Consider the following 18,063-nt stretch of genomic DNA (forward strand, 5'->3'; position numbering starts at 1 on the left):
CTGTAGGGCGGGTGAAACCCGCCACATGCTTGGCGGGTTTCACCCGCCCTACGTTTAAAATCTCGCGACGCCGAAGCTGCTTTTCTTCAACGGTCGCAGGTTGGCTTCGGCGCAGATGTCCAGCAAGAAACCCAGCAGTTTGCGGGTATCGCGTGGGTCGATCAGGCCGTCGTCCCACAGGCTGGCGGTGCCGTACAGCGCGGTGGACTGGCTATCGAGCTTCTGCGCAGTGACTTGCTCGAGCATGTCGAGCATTTTCGGATCGGCTTCCTTGCCTTCCTTGGCGTGCTTGTCCTCGGTGACGATGCGTAGCACCTTGCCAGCCTGGGCGCCGCCCATCACGGCGGTGCGGCTGTTGGGCCAGGCGAAGATGAAGCGAGGGTCGAGGCCACGACCGCACATGGCGTAGTTGCCGGCGCCGTAAGAGCCGCCGACGACGATGGTGAGCTTGGGCACGGTGGCGTTGGCCACGGCCTGAATCATCTTCGAGCCGTGCTTGATCACGCCGTTTTGCTCGGACTCCGTGCCGACCATAAAGCCGGTGGTGTTGTGGAAGAACAGGATCGGCGTGTTGCTTTGCTCGCACAGCTGGATGAATTGCGCCGCCTTGGCCGCGCCCTCTGGGGTGATCGGGCCGTTGTTGCCGATGAAGCCGCAGGCCTGGCCTTCGATCTGCAGGTGGCCGCAGACGGTCTGGCTGTCGAACTCGTTCTTGAAGTCGAGGAGCTCCGAGCCGTCAGCGATGCGCGCGATGATCTCGCGCACGTCGTAGGGCTTCTTGGCGTCGGCCGGCACCAAGCCGAGCAGCTCCTCGGCCGGGTACAGCGGTTCGCGCCAGGTACGTTTCTCACGAGCGGGCAGTTGTTGGTTCCACGGCAGCATGCCAAGGATCTCGCGCGCCAGGCGTACGCCGTCGGCGTCGTTCTCGGCCAGGTACTCGGCGGTGCCGGCGACCTGGGCGTGCATCTCGGCGCCGCCGAGTTGCTCGTCGGTGGCGATCTCGCCGGTGGCGGCCTTGAGCAGGGGCGGGCCGGCGAGGAACATCTTGGCCTTGCCGCGCACCACCACCACGTAGTCCGACAGGCCCGGCTGGTAAGCTCCGCCAGCAGTGCTGGAGCCATGCACCACGGTGACCTGCGGCAGGCCCATGGCGGACATGCGCGCCTGGTTGGCGAAGCCGCGCGCGCCCTCGACGAAGATGTCGGCGGCGTAGTTGAGGTTGGCGCCGCCGCTCTCGGCCAGGGTCACCACCGGCAGCTTGTTCTCGAAGGCGATCTGCTGCAGGCGCAGCGATTTTTTCAGGCCAGTGGGGGAGATGGTGCCGCCCTTGATCGCGCTGTTGTTGGCGATCACCAGGCAGCGCACGCCAGCGATGTAGCCGATACCGGCGATCAGGCCACCGCCGGCCTGGCTGCCGTCCTTGTCGTCGTGCAGCTTGTAGCCGGCCAGCGAGGACAGCTCTAGAAAGGGCGCGCCGGCATCGAGCAGCAGGTTGATGCGTTCGCGCGGCAGCAATTGGCCGCGCTTCTCGAACTTGGCCTTGGCTTCCTGGGCCTTGTCGAGCACCTTTTGTTCGACGTCGCGGAAGGTCGCGATGGCTGCCAGCATGGCTTCACGGTTCTGCGCGAAGGCTTCGCCATGGACATCGATTTCCGATTGGATCACGGGCATCGCCTTACTCCTGATCTTTCAGTACGTCGGGCAGGTAGGCCCGGTGGAAACCGTTGTAGGAATCGCTGTATTTCGCCTTGCCCAGCGTCCAGGCGCGGGTGCCCTGGCTGGCGGCACCGTCGATACGGATGGTGTTGCCGCTGATGAAGTTGGCGCCAGGGCTGAGCAGGAAGACGATGGCCGCGGCCACCTCGGACTCGCTGCCGATGCGCTGCAGCGGCACGTGATCCTTGAGGTTGCGGATCATGTTCTTCATCGACTCGGGGTAGGTGTCCATGCCGCTGGAGGCGATCCAGCCCGGCGCCACGGCGTTGACCCGCACACCGGCGTGGCCCCACTCGTAGGCGGCGGTCTTGGTGAAGTTCTCCATGCCGGCCCGCGCCGCCCCCGAATGGCCCATGCCAGGCATGCCGCCCCACATATCGGCGAGCATGTTGACGATGCTGCCGCCGTGCTTGCTCATGCTCTGCAGGAAGACTTCCTTGGCCACCAGAAAGCCGCCCACCAGATTGGTGCGCACCACGGTCTCGAAGCCTTTCTGGTTGATGCCAATCAGCGGCGCGGGGAACTGGCCGCCAGCATTGTTCACAAGCTGGTGGATGCACCCGCGTTCCTTGACCACTGCGCCGACCATGGCCTTCACGGCTTCTTCGTCACGGATGTCGCAAACCTGGAAGCTGGCGCTGCCGCCGTCCTCGGTGATCTCGGCGCAGGTCTTCTCCAGCTTTTCCTGCTTGCGCCCGACCAGCACCACATGGGCGCCCAGATGGGCCAGCTCGTGGGCCACGCAGCGGCCAATGCCACTGCCACCGCCGGTGACCAGGATGGTCTGGTCAGCGAACAGGCCAGGTTTGAATACCGAGTCGTATGCCATTGTTGTTTTCCTTGTTGCACCTGCATCGGTTTATGTAGGGGCCAGCTTGCTGGCGATGCTTTTGCGTTGTTGATCGCGAGCAAGCCCGCTCCTACAGGCTGTCGGCCAGCGCCTTGGGCACCGGCACCGGGAATTCCAGCAACTGCTGGGCGAAGGCCTTGCCTTGCGGGTCGATGCGCAGGCTGGCCACGCCGCCACCGCCCAGCGCGTTTTCCAGCAGGAAGTTGAGGCTGTGGCTGCCCGGCAGGTACCAGCGGCTGACGCGGCCCTGCTCGGCGTCCAGGGTATGCGCCATCCACTTGGCCACGGCTTCGGGCGTCAGCGTCGCGGCTATCCACGCCAGGTATTCGGGTTTTCGCGCCATCACGCCGATGTTGCTGTGATTGCCCTTGTCGCCGGAGCGCGCCACGGCCAGGCGGATCAGCGGCACGGCAGTGTCGGCTTCACCCATCGGTACGGGCAGGGCGGCCGGTGCGTGCAGTCGCCCGGGGTCGAAGGCATCGACCTGGGGCAGGGCGACCGGCTGGCGCTCGCCGTCGATTTCGACGTTCAGGGCGCAGGCACTCTTGTCCACCAGGAAGCTGAACAGGCGGATCACCGGGTAGACGGTGGGGCGGCCGCCGACGATGCCGGTCAGGCCCGGCGCCATGCCGGTGGCAGCCTGGGCGATCTCGCGGGAGAAGAGGATCAGCGCCTCCTTCTTGGCATGACGCACGGCGATCTTCATCACCAGCTCGCGGCTGTCCTGGCGCCGAGCGTGGGCACCATAGGTGGCCTCGCTACCCAGCAGCTCGACGCTGACCTCCTGGTAACGGCCCCAGCCACGTTCGGCGAACATCTCTTCGGTCTTGTTGATGATCGCCTGGCTGACCCGCTCGGCCTTGGCCACGGCATCGATACCGGCGAGCACGCAGCTGGCGGTGCAGCGAAAACCGTCCGGGTGGGTGGCGCTGACCTTGTATTGCCCGGTGGGCGGCAGGCCGCGTGCGCCCTGCAGCTGCACGCGGTTGTCGCCGACCTGGCTCAGCGCGACCTGGGTGAAATCGCAGACCACATCCGGCAGCAGGTAGGCGCGCGGATCGCCGATCTCGTAGAGCATCTGCTCGCCAACGGTAAAAGGCGTGACCAAGCCGCCGGAACCATCCGGCTTGGTCACGACGAAACGGCCATCGTCCTCGACTTCGACGATGGGAAAGCCGATGTGCTCGTAGTCCGGCACGTCGCGCCAGTCGGTGAAATTGCCACCGGTGCACTGCGCGCCGCACTCGATGATGTGCCCGGCCAGCGCGGCCTGGGCCAGCTTGTCGTAGTCGCTCCAGGCCCAGCCGAATTCGTGCACCAGGGCGGCGCTGACCACCGCGCTGTCGACCACGCGGCCAGTGATGACAATGTCGGCGCCCTGTTCCAGAGCGGCGACGATGCCCGGTGCGCCGAGGTAGGCGTTGACCGACACGCAGAAGGGCGGCAGCGCGGCGCCCGTGAACATCTCGCGAGTGCCGGCCTTGACCAGCTCGCCGAGCTTGGGTTGCAGGTTGTCGCCGTGCAGCACGGCGATCTTCAGGTTCACCCCGGCCTGCTCGCAGGCTGCGCTCAGGGCCGCAGCGCAGGCCATCGGGTTTACCCCGCCGGCGTTGCTGATGACGCGGGTTTTCTTCGCTGCCAGTTCGCCGAGCAGAGGCGCGAGTACCTCGACGAAGTCGCGGGCGTAGCCGTCATCCGGCTTCTTCATGCGGGCGCCGGCCATGATCGACATGGTGATCTCGGCCAGGTAGTCGAACACCAGATAATCCAGTTCGGCACCCTGAACCAGTTGAGCGGCAGCGGTGGAGGTATCGCCCCAGAAGGCGGAAGCGCAGCCGATGCGTACGGTTTTGTTCATTGGAATTGGCCCGTCACACATTGAGAAGGTGAGTCGACATTACCAAGCAAGCGCTTGGTTGAAAAGTGGCGAGAGACGGCAATTCGGCCAAAAAAGCGCCCAAGCGCTTGCTTGGTCAGCGCCTGCCGCATACATTTCATCAAGCAAGACAAGCACTTGCCGGCAGCATAGAGAATTCATCAGAACAATCGCCGTGCAAGGCAATCAGGGGAGAAGTCAGCGTGGACGAACACAGAGCCCAGGCCGTGATGCAGGAGCTGGTCGCCAGCGGCCAGGTAACCGATCCGGACAGTGCCCGTGGCAAGCTGTTGCAGATGGCCGCGCACCTGTTTCGCAGCAAGGGTTACGAGCGCACGACGGTGCGCGATCTGGCTGCCGCCATCGGTATTCAGTCCGGCAGCATCTTTCACCACTTCAAGAGCAAGGAAGAGATCCTGCGTTCGGTGATGGAGGAAACCATCGTCTACAACACCGCCCTGATGCGCGCTGCACTGGCCGAGGCGCAGGGCACCCGCGAGCGGCTGCTGGCGCTGATCCGCTGCGAGCTGCAGTCGATCATGGGTGGTACCGGCGAGGCCATGGCGGTTCTGGTCTACGAATGGCGTTCCCTTTCGGAGGAGGGCCAGGCGCAGGTACTGGCCTTGCGTGATACCTACGAGCAGATCTGGCTGGCGGTACTGGGCGAGGCGCGCGAGGCCGGATACTTCAAGGGCGACCCGTTCATTCAGCGGCGTTTTCTCACCGGTGCGCTGAGCTGGACCAATACCTGGTTCCGCTCGCAGGGACCAATGACGCTGGATCAGCTGGCCGAAGAAGCGTTGTCATTGGTGTGTAAGGAAGCCTGAGCGAATTCGGCTAGGATAGGAGCAACTGCCGGTTTTCGGCTCGAACACGGACGCTGGGGTGTTCCCGCATTGTGATCCGTGACGAGAGGTCGAGTTTGCGCGCACTAGCCTTTTGCCTGTTGTGCTGTCTTGCGCTGTTGCATGTACCTGCTGCCCTTGCCCTGCAGGAGGTGCGTGTCGGTGGTTATCACTTCCCGCCATACCTGGACAAACCCGAATCACCTTATCCGCAAGGTTTGGTGCCCGAGTTGTTGCGCGCGCTCAATGCGGCGCAGCAGCAATACCGTTTCGTTCTGGTGCCGACCTCGGCAACCCGCCGTTACCGCGACCTCGAGAGCGGACGCTTCGATCTGATGTTCTTCGAGTCCACTCGCTGGGGTTGGCAGGGCACGTCATACCTGGTCTTGGGGCTGGATATCGATGATGCGGAAGTCTATGTCGCCGCGGCGGAGCCGGGGCGTGGGCAAGACTATTTCGAGGATTTCAACGACAAGCGCATGGCGCTCTACAACGGCTATCACTATGGTTTTGCCAGTTTCGATGCCGACCCTGATTATCTCGCACGCGCGTTCAATGCGCTGTTGACCTATTCCCACGATAGCAACCTGCGCATGCTGCTGGCGCGGCGCGTCGATATCGCCGTGGTGACGCGCTCGTACCTGGAGCTGTTTCTGGATCGGCATCCGGAAATGCTGCCCGAGTTGCTGGTTTCCGATCGGCTGGATCAACTCTGTCACCATCAGGTGCTGCTGCGGCCCAAGGGGCCGCTGAGCCCGGCTGAAGTTGCCGAGTTGTTGAACCGGCTGCAGGCCAGTGGAGAACTATCGAAGCTACTTGGGCGCTATCGTCTGACATTGGGCAACAAAGTGTCAGTGCGGTGAAAATCCATCTGGTCGGTCAGGAGAGACTGGAGTAGTGTGCAGCACACTGAGAGAAGGAATTTTTTGGGGACTCGAGATGCGGCATGCGCGGTGCAGGGTTCATGGATGTTTGGGTGCCTTGTGTCTCTTGCTAGTGGATTCTCTCTATGCGGCCGACGTGGTCAAGGTCGGTGGCGCGCACTTCCCCCCCTATGTGATCAAGTCCAACCTGCACGACTCGAGTGGCTTGCTACCGCAACTGCTCGAAGCGCTCAACCGAGAGCAGAGCGAATACCACTTCACCATGTTGCCCACCGCCATCGTGCGTCGTTTCAGTGACCTGCAGCGCGGGCGTATCGACATGGCGATTTTCGAGAATCCGCAATGGGGATGGCAGGACATCGACGCTGAAGCTGTCGATATGAGGCTGGAAGATGCTGAGTTGTTCGTCGCCAGGAACGAGGCGCTGCGCGACCAGAGTTACTTCGAACAGCTCGAAGGCAAGCGCCTGGCGCTTTATCGCGGTTATCACTACGGATTTGCCCAGTTCAACAGCGATCCGGAGTTCCTGACCAGCACCTTCAATGCCAACCTCGGTCACTCCCACGACAGCAACCTGCTGATGGTGATACGCGGGCGCGCCGATGTCGCATTGGTCTCTCGCTCCAATCTCTATGACTTCCTTGAGCGCAATCGCGATTATGCACGCCAGTTACTGATCTCCGAGCGTGTCGATCAGATCTATCGTCATCATGCGATGATTCGTGCCGGCGCGCCGATAACTCCCGAACGCTTCGCTGCCTTGCTCGAGCAGTTGCGGGAGAAGGGCGAGTTGCAGCGCATCTTCTCGCCTTACCGCATTGCCGTCATGCAAGACGTAACGGATAGCTCAGCAACAGAATATGCAGCAGATTGACCGCTGTGTGCAGCGCGATGGCCAGGCTCAGGCGGCCGCTGTAGTGAAAGGCCAGGCCATAACCGAGGCCAGCGCAGGTCGCCACCACGGCAAATAGCGCGCTGAAAGGCAGATGGGCCGCGCCGAACAAGCCGGCCGTCAACAGCAAGCCGGGCCAGATGCCCAGGCGCTTGATCAGGGCGGTCTGTAGCAGGCCGCGAAAGAGCAATTCCTCCGCCAGCACCGCCACGCAGAGATTGACCGCCAGCCACAACAGCAGACCCTGCGGCCATTTGGGTTGCCAGGCGACCAGGCCCAGTGCCATGGCCAGCAGCGGCACCAGCAGCAGGGTGGCGATGCACGTCAGCCAGGCATTTTTCAGCGAAAGCACGGGTCTGCGTGGCTGCCCCAGCCACCAGGCGAGCAGGGCGCTGCCCAGCAGCAGTTTGTCCCAGGACAGGCGCAGGCCATAGGGCGCCGCATCAGCACTGATGAGACGTGGCTGCCACAGTTGCCAAGGGCTGAAACCGGGTAGGAGGTGCGCCGCCAGGGCGATTGCGCCAAGCAGAATCAGAGGTAGCCATAGCCAGCTTGGCAGATGCGATCGTCCGGCCAGCAGGACGATGACGAATACGCTGCCCAGCAGCAGGCCGACGGGTTGGATGAAACCCAGGCCGGTGCCCAGGGCCAGGATCAGAGCGGGGAGCAGCAAGCGCAGATGCAGATGCAGGGGCATGGCACCTCTCCTGGAGAAGGCGCGCAGTCTAGCAGGCAGTCGAAAAACTACCTGCGTTGCTATTGCTGCGTTAAAAACAGGCTGGAGCGCCAGCCCGGTCGGAATGCTCATTTACAACTCGTAAAGTCGAGCGCGACTCCGACCGTTCCTCGCCTGTTTTGCGGGGCCGCCATCGGTATTGCATTAGCTGCCTCGCCTACGTTTTTCAACAACCTGCTAGCAGGCTGCGTTGCGGGCAGTCTTGGCGTTACCTGACAGGACGAGTGCGTTTAGCGCTGACGCTCGCGCGCGTCCTTGGCTTCCTGCTCGATGGCGCGTTTACGCATGCGTTCGAGCTGATCTTCGCTCAGGGGCATTTTCTTGGCACTGCTGCGCAGCACCAGCAGGCTACCGATCACTGAGCCAAACACCAGAACCAGTAGCAGCCAGACGTACCAGGGCATGATGACTCCTCATGGGGCAATAGAGTTATCACCATAACCCGCGTGCCGGGTCTTGTCAGTCGGCCTGTAGCGCCACCGGCTGCAGGTTGCTGTCGTCCTTGAGCTGCACGCCACTCAGTTGCAGGCGCAGCGCCTGGCGCGCCAGGTAGTCGAGTCTGTGTGCTGCCAGCTGGTAAGGCAGCCCCTCGGGACGTACGTTGGAGATGCAGTTGCGCGCGCTGTCCCGGCAGCCCACCCGCGGCGCGTAGGTCAGATACAGGCCGAGGCTGTCCGGCGAGGTCAGACCAGGGCGCTCGCCGATCATCACGATCACCAGGCGTGCACGCAGCGCTTCGCCGATGCCGTCGCCAATCGCCACGCGGCCCTGTTCGGCAAGCACCACCGGGGTGTTGGCCCAGTCGGTGTCAAAGCGTTCGCGAAAAGCTTGCAACAGCGGCAGGGCATGGCGCTGCACGGCGACGGCCGACAAGCCATCGGCCAGCACGATGGCGATTTCCGGTGCCGGCAGTTCGTGTTGCAGCTGCACACGGCAGTCGCCGTGCAGGTGTCGGCCGTGATCCGGGCGCAGCAGGTAGGTTTGCCGGTCGTCGGCGTTGCTGCGTACTTTCAGGGTACGAAAGCCTGCCGTATGCAACTGATGCTTGAGTTCGCCGAAGTCCAGCGGACGATGCACGGCATCGCGCGCCTGGGCATGGGCCAGGCCGAACTTGAGCACCTCGCGGGTGGGCAGGCTGCAGCCGACGCGGCCGAGTGCTATGCGTGCCGAGGTATGTGCGCGCAGTTCGTCCCAGGGATTTTGCTGAATCAGATCATTGGCCATCACGCGGCTCCCGAGATATGCGGCAGTTGCTTGAGCAGGTGGTGGCCACGGCCGATCTCGCGCAGGCGGCCGCTCGGCTCGGTAATGGCCATGCGCGCCAGCCAGGCGTCGAATTCCGGGGCGCGTTTCAGGCCCAGCACGCTGCGCAGGTACAGCGCATCGTGGAACGAGGTGCTCTGGTAGTTGAGCATGATGTCGTCGGCGCCCGGGATGCCCATGATGAAGTTGATACCGGCTGCGCCGAGCAGGGTGAGCAGGCTGTCCATGTCGTCCTGATCGGCTTCTGCGTGGTTGGTGTAGCAGACGTCGCAGCCCATCGGCAGGCCGAGCAGCTTGGCGCAGAAGTGGTCTTCCAGGCCGGCGCGGATGATCTGCTTGCCGTCGTAGAGGTATTCCGGGCCGATGAAACCGACCACGGTATTGACCAGCAGCGGGCGGAATTCGCGGGCCACGGCATAGGCGCGCGCCTCGCAGGTCTGCTGGTCGACGCCATGGTGGCCGCCGGCCGACAGCGCGCTGCCCTGGCCGGTTTCGAAGTACATGACGTTATCGCCGAGGGTGCCGCGACCGAGCGACAGCGCGGCTTCGTGGGCTTCGCGCAGGATTGCCAGGGATACACCGAAGCCGGCGTTGGTGGCTTCGGTGCCGGCGATGGACTGGAATACCAGGTCGATCGGCGCGCCGGCCTCGATGGCCTGGATCTGCGTGGTGACGTGGGTGAGCACGCAGCTCTGCATGGGGATTTCGAAGTGCTGGCGCACCTCGTCCATCATCTGCCACAGGCGCATCAGGGTCGGCAGCGAATCGCTGGCCGGATTGATGCCGACCGTCGCGTCGCCGGAGCCATACAGCAGGCCGTCGAGCATGCTGGCGGCGATGCCGCGCACGTTGTCGGTGGGGTGGTTGGGCTGCAGGCGCACGGCCAGGTGACCGGGCAGGCCCAGGGTGTTGCGAAAGCGGCTGATCACCTGGCATTTGCGCGCCACCAGAATCAGGTCCTGATTGCGCATCAGCTTGCTCACGGCGGCAACCATCTCCGGCGTCAGCCCGGCGGCTACGGCCGCCAGGCGCGCGCTGTCGGTCTTCTCCAGCAGCAGCCAGTCGCGCAGGTCGCCGACCGTGAGGTGGCTGATCGGGGCAAATGCAGTGGCATCGTGGCGGTCGATGATCAGGCGGGTGACTTCGTCCTGTTCGTAGGGAATCAGTGCCTCGTCGAGAAAGCGCCCCAGCGGCACCTCGGCCAGGGCCAGCTTGGCCGCCATGCGCTCTTCGTAGGTAGCGGCGGCCAGCCCTGCCAGGTAATCGCCGGAACGCGCCGGGCTGGCCTTGGCCAACAGCGTCTTGAGGTCGGCGAAGCGGTAGACCAGGCTGCCGATGGTGGTTTGATAGGGCATGGCTGCAACCTGCTGCAAAAGGATGTGCTTGCCGTGCAGTGCTCATGCCAGAGGGCCGGCCGCCCGAGATTTGCGCTCCGTAGAAGCTGGCCGGCTATCTCAGGAGCTGAAAAATGGTGCGGGGAATAGGGCTGGCGCACCAGGGTGGCGCGCCGGCAGCGTGATGTCTGTCACATGATGGCAACTTGGCGCTGTTTGAATGACGGCTTTCCGATAGCAGGGGAGGCCGTTCGTGACCCAAGCCAGAGCGCTGCAATCGCTGATGCGAGCCGTGAAGCCGCTCGCTGCGTCGATGAGCATCAACGAGGTCGCCGATCTGTTTCTGGCGGCTGAACACCGCGCCTTTCTTTCCCTGCCGGTGGTGGACGAGAACAACCGGCCACTCGGCCTGGTCAGTCGCGCCACCCTGCAGGACATCTTCATGCAGCGCTTCGGGCGCGACCTGCGCGGTCGTCATCCGGTTGGCGAGGTGATGAACGACGCGCCGCTGATCGTCAGCCTGGAAGCCAGTCTGGAAGAGGCTTCCAAGCAGGTCACCGCCCAGCTGCAATACCCGATCACCGAGGACTTCGTCCTGATCGATGCCCAGGGCGAATACTGCGGTCTGGGTACGGTGCTGGATCTGCTCAAGGCCATGGAAGCGCGCGTCGCCCAGCGCAATCGCGTGCTGCGCCAGGCGCTGGTGGACCTCAAGGAGTCCCAGGCGCAGTTGCTGCAATCGGAGAAGATGGCGTCGCTCGGGCAGATGGTCGCCGGCGTTGCCCACGAGTTGAACACGCCGCTGGGCTACGTGAAAAACAACGTGCAGCTGCTGCGTGAATTGAGTGAGCCACTGTTCGAACTCGCCGCAGCCCAGGCGCGCCTGGGCCAGTGCCTGAACGACCCCGACTGCGACGAGGCGAGCCTGAGCCAGGCCCTGCAGGCCGCCGAACAGGCTCGCCAGCAGGCTGCGCCGGAGCTACTGGCCGAGGATCTGCAGCAGCTGTATGGCGACACCCTGTATGGCCTGGAACAGATCGCCGAACTGGTGGTGGGCCTGAAGGATTTCGCCCGTCTCGACCGCGCCATGAGCGAGGAGGTCGACCTCAATGACTGCATCCGCAGCGCGCTGCTGATCGCGCGCAACCACATCAAGGACAAGGCCGAAGTGGTGCAGCAGCTAGGCGAGCTGCCGCGTATCGCCTGCGCGCCCTCGCAGATCAACCAGGTGTTGCTCAACCTTTTGACCAACGCTGCCCAGGCCATCGATGGCAGCGGGCGTATTCAGATTCGCAGCTGGGCCGATGCCGAGGGCATCCATGTCTCGCTGCAGGACAACGGCCGTGGCATGCCGCCGGAAGTCATGGCGAAGATCTTCGATCCTTTCTTCACCACCAAGCCGGTCGGCCAGGGCACCGGCCTCGGGTTGTCCATCAGCTACAAGATCGTCCAGGACCACGGCGGCCGCATTCGCGTCGCCTCCGAGCCAGGGCGTGGCACGCGTTTTCTGATCAGCCTGCCGCTGCCCGCTACTGTCGCCATTAAAAGGAGCGCCTGATGTCCGCACCCGTTCGCATTCTCTTCGTCGATGACGAGGAGCGCATTCTGCGCAGTCTCGCCCTGCAGTTTCGCCGCCACTACGAGGTGCTGACCGAGAGCGACCCGTTGCGTGCCCTGCAGCGCCTGCGTGAGGAGCACATTCACGTGCTGGTCAGTGACCAGCGCATGCCGCAGATGAGCGGCGCGCAGCTGCTGGCCGAAGCGCGCGAGATCGCGCCGAATACCCTGCGCATCCTGCTGACTGGCTATTCCGATCTGGATGCCGCGGTGGAGGCGTTGAACAACGGCGGCATCTTCCGCTACTTGACCAAACCCTGGGACCAGCAGGAAATGGCCTTCACCCTGCGTCAGGCGGCAGAGCTGGCGGTGCGCCAGGCGCAGCCTTTGCAGGCTGTTGCCAGTGAGAAGCTGAGCGCGCCGCTGACGCTGCTGTCGCTCGACGATGAGCCGGACACGCTCAGCGTCGTTGGCGAGTTCTGCGTCGCAGGCGGGCACCGCCTGCTGCGTGCGCGCAATCTGGCCGAGGCCATGCTGCAACTCAACAACGAAGGCGTGGACATTCTGGTCAGTGACCTCAAGCTGGCCGGCGAAGACACCGCGCCGTTGCTCAAGACCCTGGCGCAAGCGCACCCGCGTCTGCTCAGCCTGGTGGTCACGCCGTTTCAGGACACCCAGGCGTTGCTGCGCCTGGTCAATGAGGCGCAGATCTTCCGCTACCTGCCCAAGCCGATTCGCCGTGGGCTGTTCGAGAAGGGCCTCAAGGCCGCTGCCGAGCAGGCGCTGATCTGGCGCGCGCAGCCGCAGCAGGTGGTCACTCGCCTGGCCGAGGTGCCGCGTGACGAGCGTGAGCAGGAGAAGGTGGGTAGCCTGATGGGCATGCTTGGGCGTCTGCGTGAACGGCTGATAGCCTGACCGTTTGGCTACCATGAGCTTTCGCGGCTGAAGCCGCTCCTACGGGGCAATGCCAGATTCGTAGGGCGGGTGAAACCCGCCAGAGGCTATTGGCGGGTTTCACCCGCCCTACCGATGCAGCATCCTCGGGTCCTCGAACGCATAGCGCGATTGCCCTGGACAGGGATTTCGGCCGCGACCAGTGATCGGATGCTTTGCGCTACAATGCGCGGCGTTTTTATCCTGTTCGAGACCCGCCCATGCCTGTCTGCCAAACCCCGATCATCGTCGCCCTCGACTTTCCCTGCCGTGATGCTGCTCTGGCGCTGGCCGATCAGCTCGATCCGGCGCTGTGTCGGGTCAAGGTCGGCAAGGAGCTGTTCACCCGTAGCGGCCCACAAGTGGTCGAGGCGTTGCAGGCCAAGGGTTTCGAGCTGTTTCTCGATCTGAAATTCCACGACATCCCCAACACCACGGCGATGGCGGTCAAGGCCGCTGCGGAACTGGGCGTGTGGATGGTCAATGTGCATTGCTCTGGCGGCCTGCGCATGATGGCGGCCTGTCGTAACGAGCTGGACAAGCTGGCAGGCGCCAAGCCGCTGCTGATCGGCGTAACGGTGCTGACCAGCATGGAGCAGCAGGATCTGGCCGGCATCGGCCTGGACGTACCGCCACAGGAGCAGGTACTGCGCCTGGCCGGTCTGGCTGCCGATGCCGGGCTCGATGGCCTGGTCTGCTCGGCGCAGGAAGCGCAGGCGCTGAAGGTCGCGCAGCCGCGCCTGCAACTGGTGACCCCGGGTATTCGTCCCGCCGGCAGCAGTGCCGATGACCAGAAGCGCATTCTCACCCCACGCCAGGCACTGGAGGCCGGCTCCGATTATCTGGTGATCGGCCGCCCGATCAGCCAGGCTGCCGATCCGGCGCAGGCGCTGGCTGCCGTAGTAGCCGAGCTGCGCGCCTGAGCCCTGTAGCCCGGATGAAATCCGGGGCGGTCTGGCATGCCGTCCGATCTGTCCCTGATTTCACCCGGGCTACCCGCTGATCGCGGCACCGCGCTGGTGGAGTCGTCATCAGCGCCCTGCATGACCCACCACTCCAGAGTCTGATAGTGCTGCTCTGCGTGCGGCCGCCTGGCTAGACTCCTCGCCAATTCAACAAGAATCGCTGCGAGGAAGCAGACATGAGCATGACGTTCTCCGGCCAGGTCGCCCTGGTCACCGGTGCTGCAGCCGGTATTGGCCGTGCCACCGCCCAGGCCTTCGCTGCCGAAGGGCTCAAGGTGGTGGTTTCCGATGTCGACGTGGCCGGTGGCGAGGGCACTGTCGAGCTGATTCGTGCGGCCGGCGGCGAGGCCTGCTTCGTGCGTTGCGACGTGACCCGCGATGCCGAAGTCAAGGCGCTGATGGACGCCACCGTGGCGCAGTACGGCCGCCTGGACTATGCCTTCAACAACGCCGGTATCGAGATCGAACAGGGCAAGTTGGCCGACGGTAGCGAAGCCGAGTTCGACGCCATCATGGGCGTCAACGTCAAGGGTGTGTGGCTGTGTATGAAGCACCAGATCCCCTTGCTGCTGGCCCAGGGCGGTGGTGCCATCGTCAACACCGCCTCGGTGGCCGGGCTGGGTGCCGCACCGAAGATGAGCATCTACGCTGCCTCCAAGCATGCGGTGATCGGCCTGACCAAATCGGCGGCGATCGAGTACGCCAAGAAGAAGGTGCGGGTAAACGCGGTTTGCCCGGCGGTGATCGACACCGACATGTTCCGCCGCGCCTATGAGGCGGATCCGAAGAAGGCGGAGTTCGCCGCCGCCATGCACCCGGTCGGGCGCATCGGCAAGGTCGAGGAGATCGCGGCTGCCGTGCTCTATCTGTGCAGCGACCACGCGGCATTCACCACGGGTCAGGCATTGGCCGTGGATGGCGGGGCCACAGCAATATAAAGGCTCTAGGGTCTGTTGCCGTTTCGACGCGAGCCGCGTTGCTGCGCCAAATTGCGCCACGCGAGGCGCGGGATGCAGGTAATGGTCGTTCCCTTGCCAAATCCCGCAACGACGCATGGCGCAATTTGCCGCGCAACCCGAAGGGACGGGCCAGTTTTTGCGTGGTACGTCGTTACTCGACGGCTCATTTGGGCGACCAAACTTCGCGTCTCGCGCCTAGCCCCACGCAAAAACTGGCTCCGTCGCGGCCGTGCGCGAAACGGCAACAGACCCTAGCCCGGTCGTCTGCACGTTGGCTAAGGTTGGCTCGCAGGGCCACTGCCAGCAGTGGCCCTGACTCAGCACAATCCTGCCAGGTTCAACTGGAGCGATAACAATAATGACCGCCGATCCCTTGCTGACGTTTTTCCTTCCCGCTGCGCTGGGCATCATCATGCTCGGGCTTGGCCTGTCACTGAGCCTGGGCGATTTCGCCCGCGTGGCCAAATTTCCCAAACCGGTATTGATCGGTCTGGCTTGCCAACTGCTGTTGCTGCCGCTGGCGTGCTTCTTCCTGGCCAAAGCGTTCGGCCTGGCGCCGGCGCTGGCCGTAGGCCTGATGCTGCTGGCAGCCTCGCCGGGCGGAACTACGGCCAACCTCTACAGCCACCTGGCCCATGGCGACGTGGCGTTGAACATCACCCTCACCGCGGTCAATTCGGTGATCGCGATTCTGACCATGCCGCTGATCGTCAACCTGTCGCTGGCCTACTTCATGTCCGCCGATCAGGCTATCCCGCTGCAGTTCGCCAAGGTGGTGCAGGTATTCGCGATCGTTCTTGGTCCGGTGGCCATCGGCATGTGGCTGCGCAGTCGTTTTCCGGGCTTTGCCGAGCGCATGCAGAAGCCGGTTAAGATCATCTCGGCGCTGTTCCTGCTGCTGATCATCCTGCTGGCGGTGGCCAAGGACTGGCGCACCTTTGTCGATTACGCGCCTGCGGTGGGCGGCGCGGCGCTGGCCTTCAACCTGCTGAGCATGGCGGTGGGCTACTGCGTGCCCAGGCTGCTCAAGCTCAATCTGCGTCAGGCCATCGCCATCGCCATGGAGATCGGCATCCACAACGGCACCCTGGCCATCGCCCTGGCGCTGAGCCCGGCGCTGCTGAACAACCCGACCATGGCCATTCCGGCAGCCATCTACAGTCTGATCATGTTCATCACCGCAGCGCTGTTCGGCCTGTGGGTCAACCGTGTGCATGGCGCCGAGCTGGCTCACGAAACGGTGGCTGAACAGTAGGGTGCGCCATGCGCACCGCTTGAACACGCTGTTATCCAGTGGTGCGCACGGCGCACCCTACCGCTCGTAGCCCGGATTGCATCGGAGTTAGCGCTTGCCCCAGTTCAGCACGGCCAGGGTCAGCAGGCCAGCGACGATACCCCAGAACGCTGAACCGACGCCCGCCAGGGTCATGCCCGAGGCGGTGACCAGAAAGGTGATCAGCGCCGCTTCGCGCTCGTTGGGCTCGCTCATGGCCTGGGTCAGGCCGCCGATGATCGAGGCGAACAGTGCCAGCGCGGCGATGGACAGGATCAACGCCGCTGGCAGCGCCGCGAACAGCGAGGCCAGGGTGGCGCCGAAGATGCCGGCGATGGCGTAGAACACTCCGCACCAGACCGCCGCCGTGTAGCGCTTGCGCGGGTCTTCATGGGCTTCCGGCCCGGCGCAGATGGCGGCGCTGATGGCGGCCATGTGAATGCCGTGACTGCCGAACGGCGCCATCAGGATCGACACCAGGCCGGTACTGGTCAGCAGCGGCGAGGCTGGTACGTCATAGCCATTGGCGCGCAGCACCGCCATGCCCGTCAGGTTCTGCGAGGCCATGGCGACGATGAACAGTGGGATGCCGATGCTGATGGCGGCGGCCAGCGAGAAGCTGGGTGTGGTCCATTCAGGCGTGGCCAGTTGCAACTGGAAATCGCTGAAGTCCAGCAGGCCTAAGACCGCTGCCAGCACGCTGCCGACGATCAGCGCAGACAGCACCGAGTAACGCGGCCACAGGCGCTTGCCGAGCAGGTAGGCAAGCAGCATGGCGATCACCAGAAAGGGCTGTTGCTCGGCTGCCACGCATATTTCCAGGCCGATCTTGAACAGCACACCGGCCAGCAGCGCGGCGGCGATGGAGGCGGGGATGCGCCGTATCAGACGGTCGAAGGTGCCGGTCAGGCCGATCAGCACGATCAGCCCTGAGGCCAGGATGTAGGCGCCAATAGCCTCGCCATAGGAGACCTGCGGCAGACTGGTGATCAGCAGCGCAGCGCCAGGGGTGGACCAGGCGATCATCACCGGCGCGCGATAACGCAGCGAGAGCACGATGCAGCACAGCGCCATGCCGATCGACAGCGCCCAGATCCACGAGGAAATCTGCCCTGCAGTGAGGCCGGCAGCCTGGCCGGCCTGGAACATCAGCACCAGGGAGCTGGTGTAGCCGGTGAGCATGGCGATGAAGCCAGCGACCACGGCCGAGGTGGAGGTGTCCGCCAGTGGGCGCAGACGAGTGGGGGCGGCGTCTTGCATCAGAACATTCCAGTGTCGACGATGATGGGGTAGAGCGAGGCGACCAGCAGCAGCGCCATGCCGATATTGAAGGCGCGCAGCGCGCGCGGGTTGTCCAACCACTTGCGCAGCATACTGCCGGCGACGGTCCACAATCCCACGCTGGGGCAGTTGACCAGGGCAAAAAGGGCGGCGATCAACAGCACGTTGCTGAAGAAGCCATCCTGCGGCGTATAGGTAGTGATAGCGCCGATGGCCATGATCCACGCCTTGGGGTTTACCCACTGGAAAGCAGCCGCCTGGAGAAAGGTAAACGGCTTGGCCTCGGGATTCTCACGGCTTTGCGGCGCGCCGGACTGGGCGATCTTCCACGCGAGATAAAGCAGATACGCGGCGCCGACATAGCGCAGTACGTCATGCAGCACCGGCAGACGTTGGAACACCTGGCCTAGGCCCAGGCCCACGGCAGCCACCAGCAGCATGAAGCCCAGGCTGATGCCGAGCATGTGCGGAATGCTGCGGCGCACGCCGAAGTTCACCCCGGAGGCGAGCAACATCATATTGTTGGGGCCGGGCGTCACCGAGGTGACGAAAGCGAAGGCGATGAAGGCGAGCAGCAGTTCGGTGGACATGATCGTTCTCCGGTGACTGGCAAAGCCTATTGCGCGGCTGCCGTGGCGTCGCGGTACAGCCACCGCTGGGTTGAACCGTACAGTCTGGCCAAGCGCTGCCTGGATGGTT

17 protein-coding genes are annotated in these 18,063 nt (G+C 64.0%); 8 read left to right on the forward strand and 9 right to left on the reverse strand.

The annotated features are described in order from the left end of the window. Positions 1–54 precede the first annotated feature (54 nt). The 3 genes from atuC to N5J71_RS14515 form a co-directional block, all read right to left on the reverse strand. Positions 55–1,671, reverse strand: coding sequence for a geranyl-CoA carboxylase subunit beta (atuC, locus tag N5J71_RS14505; RefSeq protein ID WP_279870975.1), 1,617 nt, complete (start codon positions 1,669–1,671; stop codon positions 55–57). A 4-nt stretch (positions 1,672–1,675) separates the two neighbouring features. Beyond that, positions 1,676–2,545 (reverse strand): SDR family oxidoreductase, encoded by an 870-nt coding sequence (locus tag N5J71_RS14510; RefSeq protein ID WP_074859575.1) that lies wholly within the window; start codon positions 2,543–2,545, stop codon positions 1,676–1,678. A 91-nt stretch (positions 2,546–2,636) separates the two neighbouring features. Further along, the gene (locus N5J71_RS14515; RefSeq protein WP_279917133.1) at positions 2,637–4,424 is read right to left on the reverse strand and encodes an acyclic terpene utilization AtuA family protein; all 1,788 of its coding nucleotides are present in this window, start codon (positions 4,422–4,424) and stop codon (positions 2,637–2,639) included. A 221-nt stretch (positions 4,425–4,645) separates the two neighbouring features. Between N5J71_RS14515 and N5J71_RS14520 the strand changes: the two genes are divergently transcribed. The 3 genes from N5J71_RS14520 (at position 4,646) to N5J71_RS14530 (ending at position 7,045) form a co-directional block, all read left to right on the forward strand. Beyond that, positions 4,646–5,269 (forward strand): TetR/AcrR family transcriptional regulator, encoded by a 624-nt coding sequence (locus tag N5J71_RS14520; RefSeq protein ID WP_021489915.1) that lies wholly within the window; start codon positions 4,646–4,648, stop codon positions 5,267–5,269. Between the two features lie 71 nt (positions 5,270–5,340). After that, the gene (locus tag N5J71_RS14525; RefSeq protein WP_003461001.1) at positions 5,341–6,150 is read left to right on the forward strand and encodes a substrate-binding periplasmic protein; all 810 of its coding nucleotides are present in this window, start codon (positions 5,341–5,343) and stop codon (positions 6,148–6,150) included. Between the two features lie 76 nt (positions 6,151–6,226). Next, on the forward strand, positions 6,227–7,045 hold the full coding sequence (locus tag N5J71_RS14530; RefSeq protein WP_003461003.1) for a substrate-binding periplasmic protein: 819 nt from the start codon (positions 6,227–6,229) through the stop codon (positions 7,043–7,045). On the opposite strand, the gene N5J71_RS14535 is transcribed toward N5J71_RS14530, so the two are convergent. The 4 genes from N5J71_RS14535 to N5J71_RS14550 all read right to left on the reverse strand — a co-directional run bounded on the left by N5J71_RS14535 (position 6,996) and on the right by N5J71_RS14550 (position 10,417). Continuing rightward, positions 6,996–7,754 (reverse strand): CPBP family intramembrane glutamic endopeptidase, encoded by a 759-nt coding sequence (locus N5J71_RS14535; protein ID WP_279917141.1) that lies wholly within the window; start codon positions 7,752–7,754, stop codon positions 6,996–6,998. The genes N5J71_RS14530 and N5J71_RS14535 overlap by 50 nt on opposite strands. A gap of 275 nt (positions 7,755–8,029) precedes the next feature. Then, a complete protein-coding gene (locus N5J71_RS14540; protein ID WP_003461005.1) occupies positions 8,030–8,203 on the reverse strand; it encodes a DUF2897 family protein in 174 nt (57 codons plus the stop codon). 55 nt (positions 8,204–8,258) lie between these two features. Continuing rightward, positions 8,259–9,023, reverse strand: a complete 765-nt coding sequence (gene eutC / locus N5J71_RS14545; protein WP_075747099.1) for an ethanolamine ammonia-lyase subunit EutC — start codon at positions 9,021–9,023, stop codon at positions 8,259–8,261. Next, positions 9,023–10,417 (reverse strand): ethanolamine ammonia-lyase subunit EutB, encoded by a 1,395-nt coding sequence (locus N5J71_RS14550; protein ID WP_279917134.1) that lies wholly within the window; start codon positions 10,415–10,417, stop codon positions 9,023–9,025. Before N5J71_RS14550 ends, eutC begins: the two co-directional genes overlap by 1 nt. 232 nt (positions 10,418–10,649) lie before the next feature. Between N5J71_RS14550 and N5J71_RS14555 the strand changes: the two genes are divergently transcribed. The 5 genes from N5J71_RS14555 (at position 10,650) to N5J71_RS14575 (ending at position 16,065) form a co-directional block, all read left to right on the forward strand. Then, entirely contained in the window at positions 10,650–11,954 is a 1,305-nt protein-coding gene (locus N5J71_RS14555; protein WP_481787214.1) for a sensor histidine kinase, read from the forward strand. Next, positions 11,951–12,868, forward strand: a complete 918-nt coding sequence (locus tag N5J71_RS14560) for a response regulator (RefSeq protein WP_104726975.1) — start codon at positions 11,951–11,953, stop codon at positions 12,866–12,868. Before N5J71_RS14555 ends, N5J71_RS14560 begins: the two co-directional genes overlap by 4 nt. A 239-nt stretch (positions 12,869–13,107) precedes the next feature. Then, positions 13,108–13,809 (forward strand): orotidine-5'-phosphate decarboxylase, encoded by a 702-nt coding sequence (pyrF, locus tag N5J71_RS14565; protein ID WP_279917135.1) that lies wholly within the window; start codon positions 13,108–13,110, stop codon positions 13,807–13,809. Positions 13,810–14,027: 218 nt separating this feature from the next. Further along, positions 14,028–14,789 carry an SDR family oxidoreductase gene (locus N5J71_RS14570; RefSeq protein ID WP_074859562.1) on the forward strand — a complete coding sequence of 254 codons (762 nt, stop codon included), beginning with the start codon at positions 14,028–14,030 and terminating at the stop codon, positions 14,787–14,789. A gap of 379 nt (positions 14,790–15,168) precedes the next feature. Continuing rightward, positions 15,169–16,065, forward strand: a complete 897-nt coding sequence (locus N5J71_RS14575; RefSeq protein ID WP_003461028.1) for a bile acid:sodium symporter family protein — start codon at positions 15,169–15,171, stop codon at positions 16,063–16,065. A gap of 87 nt (positions 16,066–16,152) precedes the next feature. Here the strand turns inward: N5J71_RS14575 and N5J71_RS14580 are convergent, their stop codons facing one another. Beyond that, entirely contained in the window at positions 16,153–17,343 is a 1,191-nt protein-coding gene (locus N5J71_RS14580) for a benzoate/H(+) symporter BenE family transporter (protein WP_084341162.1), read from the reverse strand. Then, complete coding sequence (locus tag N5J71_RS14585) at positions 17,343–17,954, reverse strand: LysE family translocator (RefSeq protein WP_039964706.1); 612 nt, start codon at positions 17,952–17,954, stop codon at positions 17,343–17,345. The genes N5J71_RS14580 and N5J71_RS14585 overlap by 1 nt, the downstream gene beginning before the upstream one ends. Between the last annotated feature and the right edge of the window lie 109 nt (positions 17,955–18,063).

The sequence above is a fragment of the Ectopseudomonas oleovorans genome (assembly GCF_029845265.1).
GTDB classification, from domain to species: domain Bacteria; phylum Pseudomonadota; class Gammaproteobacteria; order Pseudomonadales; family Pseudomonadaceae; genus Aquipseudomonas; species Aquipseudomonas oleovorans.

Excerpts from the sequence above, each read along its gene's own strand:
- N5J71_RS14585 (WP_039964706.1), bottom strand. The coding sequence starts at position 17,954 with ATGTCCACCGAACTGCTGCTCGCCTTCATCGCCTTCGCTTTCGTCACC.
- N5J71_RS14575 (WP_003461028.1), top strand. The coding sequence starts at position 15,169 with ATGACCGCCGATCCCTTGCTGACGTTTTTCCTTCCCGCTGCGCTGGGC.
- pyrF (WP_279917135.1), top strand. The coding sequence starts at position 13,108 with ATGCCTGTCTGCCAAACCCCGATCATCGTCGCCCTCGACTTTCCCTGC.
- N5J71_RS14580 (WP_084341162.1), bottom strand. The coding sequence starts at position 17,343 with ATGCAAGACGCCGCCCCCACTCGTCTGCGCCCACTGGCGGACACCTCC.
- N5J71_RS14515 (WP_279917133.1), bottom strand. The coding sequence starts at position 4,424 with ATGAACAAAACCGTACGCATCGGCTGCGCTTCCGCCTTCTGGGGCGAT.
- eutC (WP_075747099.1), bottom strand. The coding sequence starts at position 9,023 with ATGGCCAATGATCTGATTCAGCAAAATCCCTGGGACGAACTGCGCGCA.
- N5J71_RS14530 (WP_003461003.1), top strand. The coding sequence starts at position 6,227 with ATGCGGCATGCGCGGTGCAGGGTTCATGGATGTTTGGGTGCCTTGTGT.
- atuC (WP_279870975.1), bottom strand. The coding sequence starts at position 1,671 with ATGCCCGTGATCCAATCGGAAATCGATGTCCATGGCGAAGCCTTCGCG.
- N5J71_RS14540 (WP_003461005.1), bottom strand. The coding sequence starts at position 8,203 with ATGCCCTGGTACGTCTGGCTGCTACTGGTTCTGGTGTTTGGCTCAGTG.
- N5J71_RS14550 (WP_279917134.1), bottom strand. The coding sequence starts at position 10,417 with ATGCCCTATCAAACCACCATCGGCAGCCTGGTCTACCGCTTCGCCGAC.
- N5J71_RS14570 (WP_074859562.1), top strand. The coding sequence starts at position 14,028 with ATGAGCATGACGTTCTCCGGCCAGGTCGCCCTGGTCACCGGTGCTGCA.
- N5J71_RS14510 (WP_074859575.1), bottom strand. The coding sequence starts at position 2,545 with ATGGCATACGACTCGGTATTCAAACCTGGCCTGTTCGCTGACCAGACC.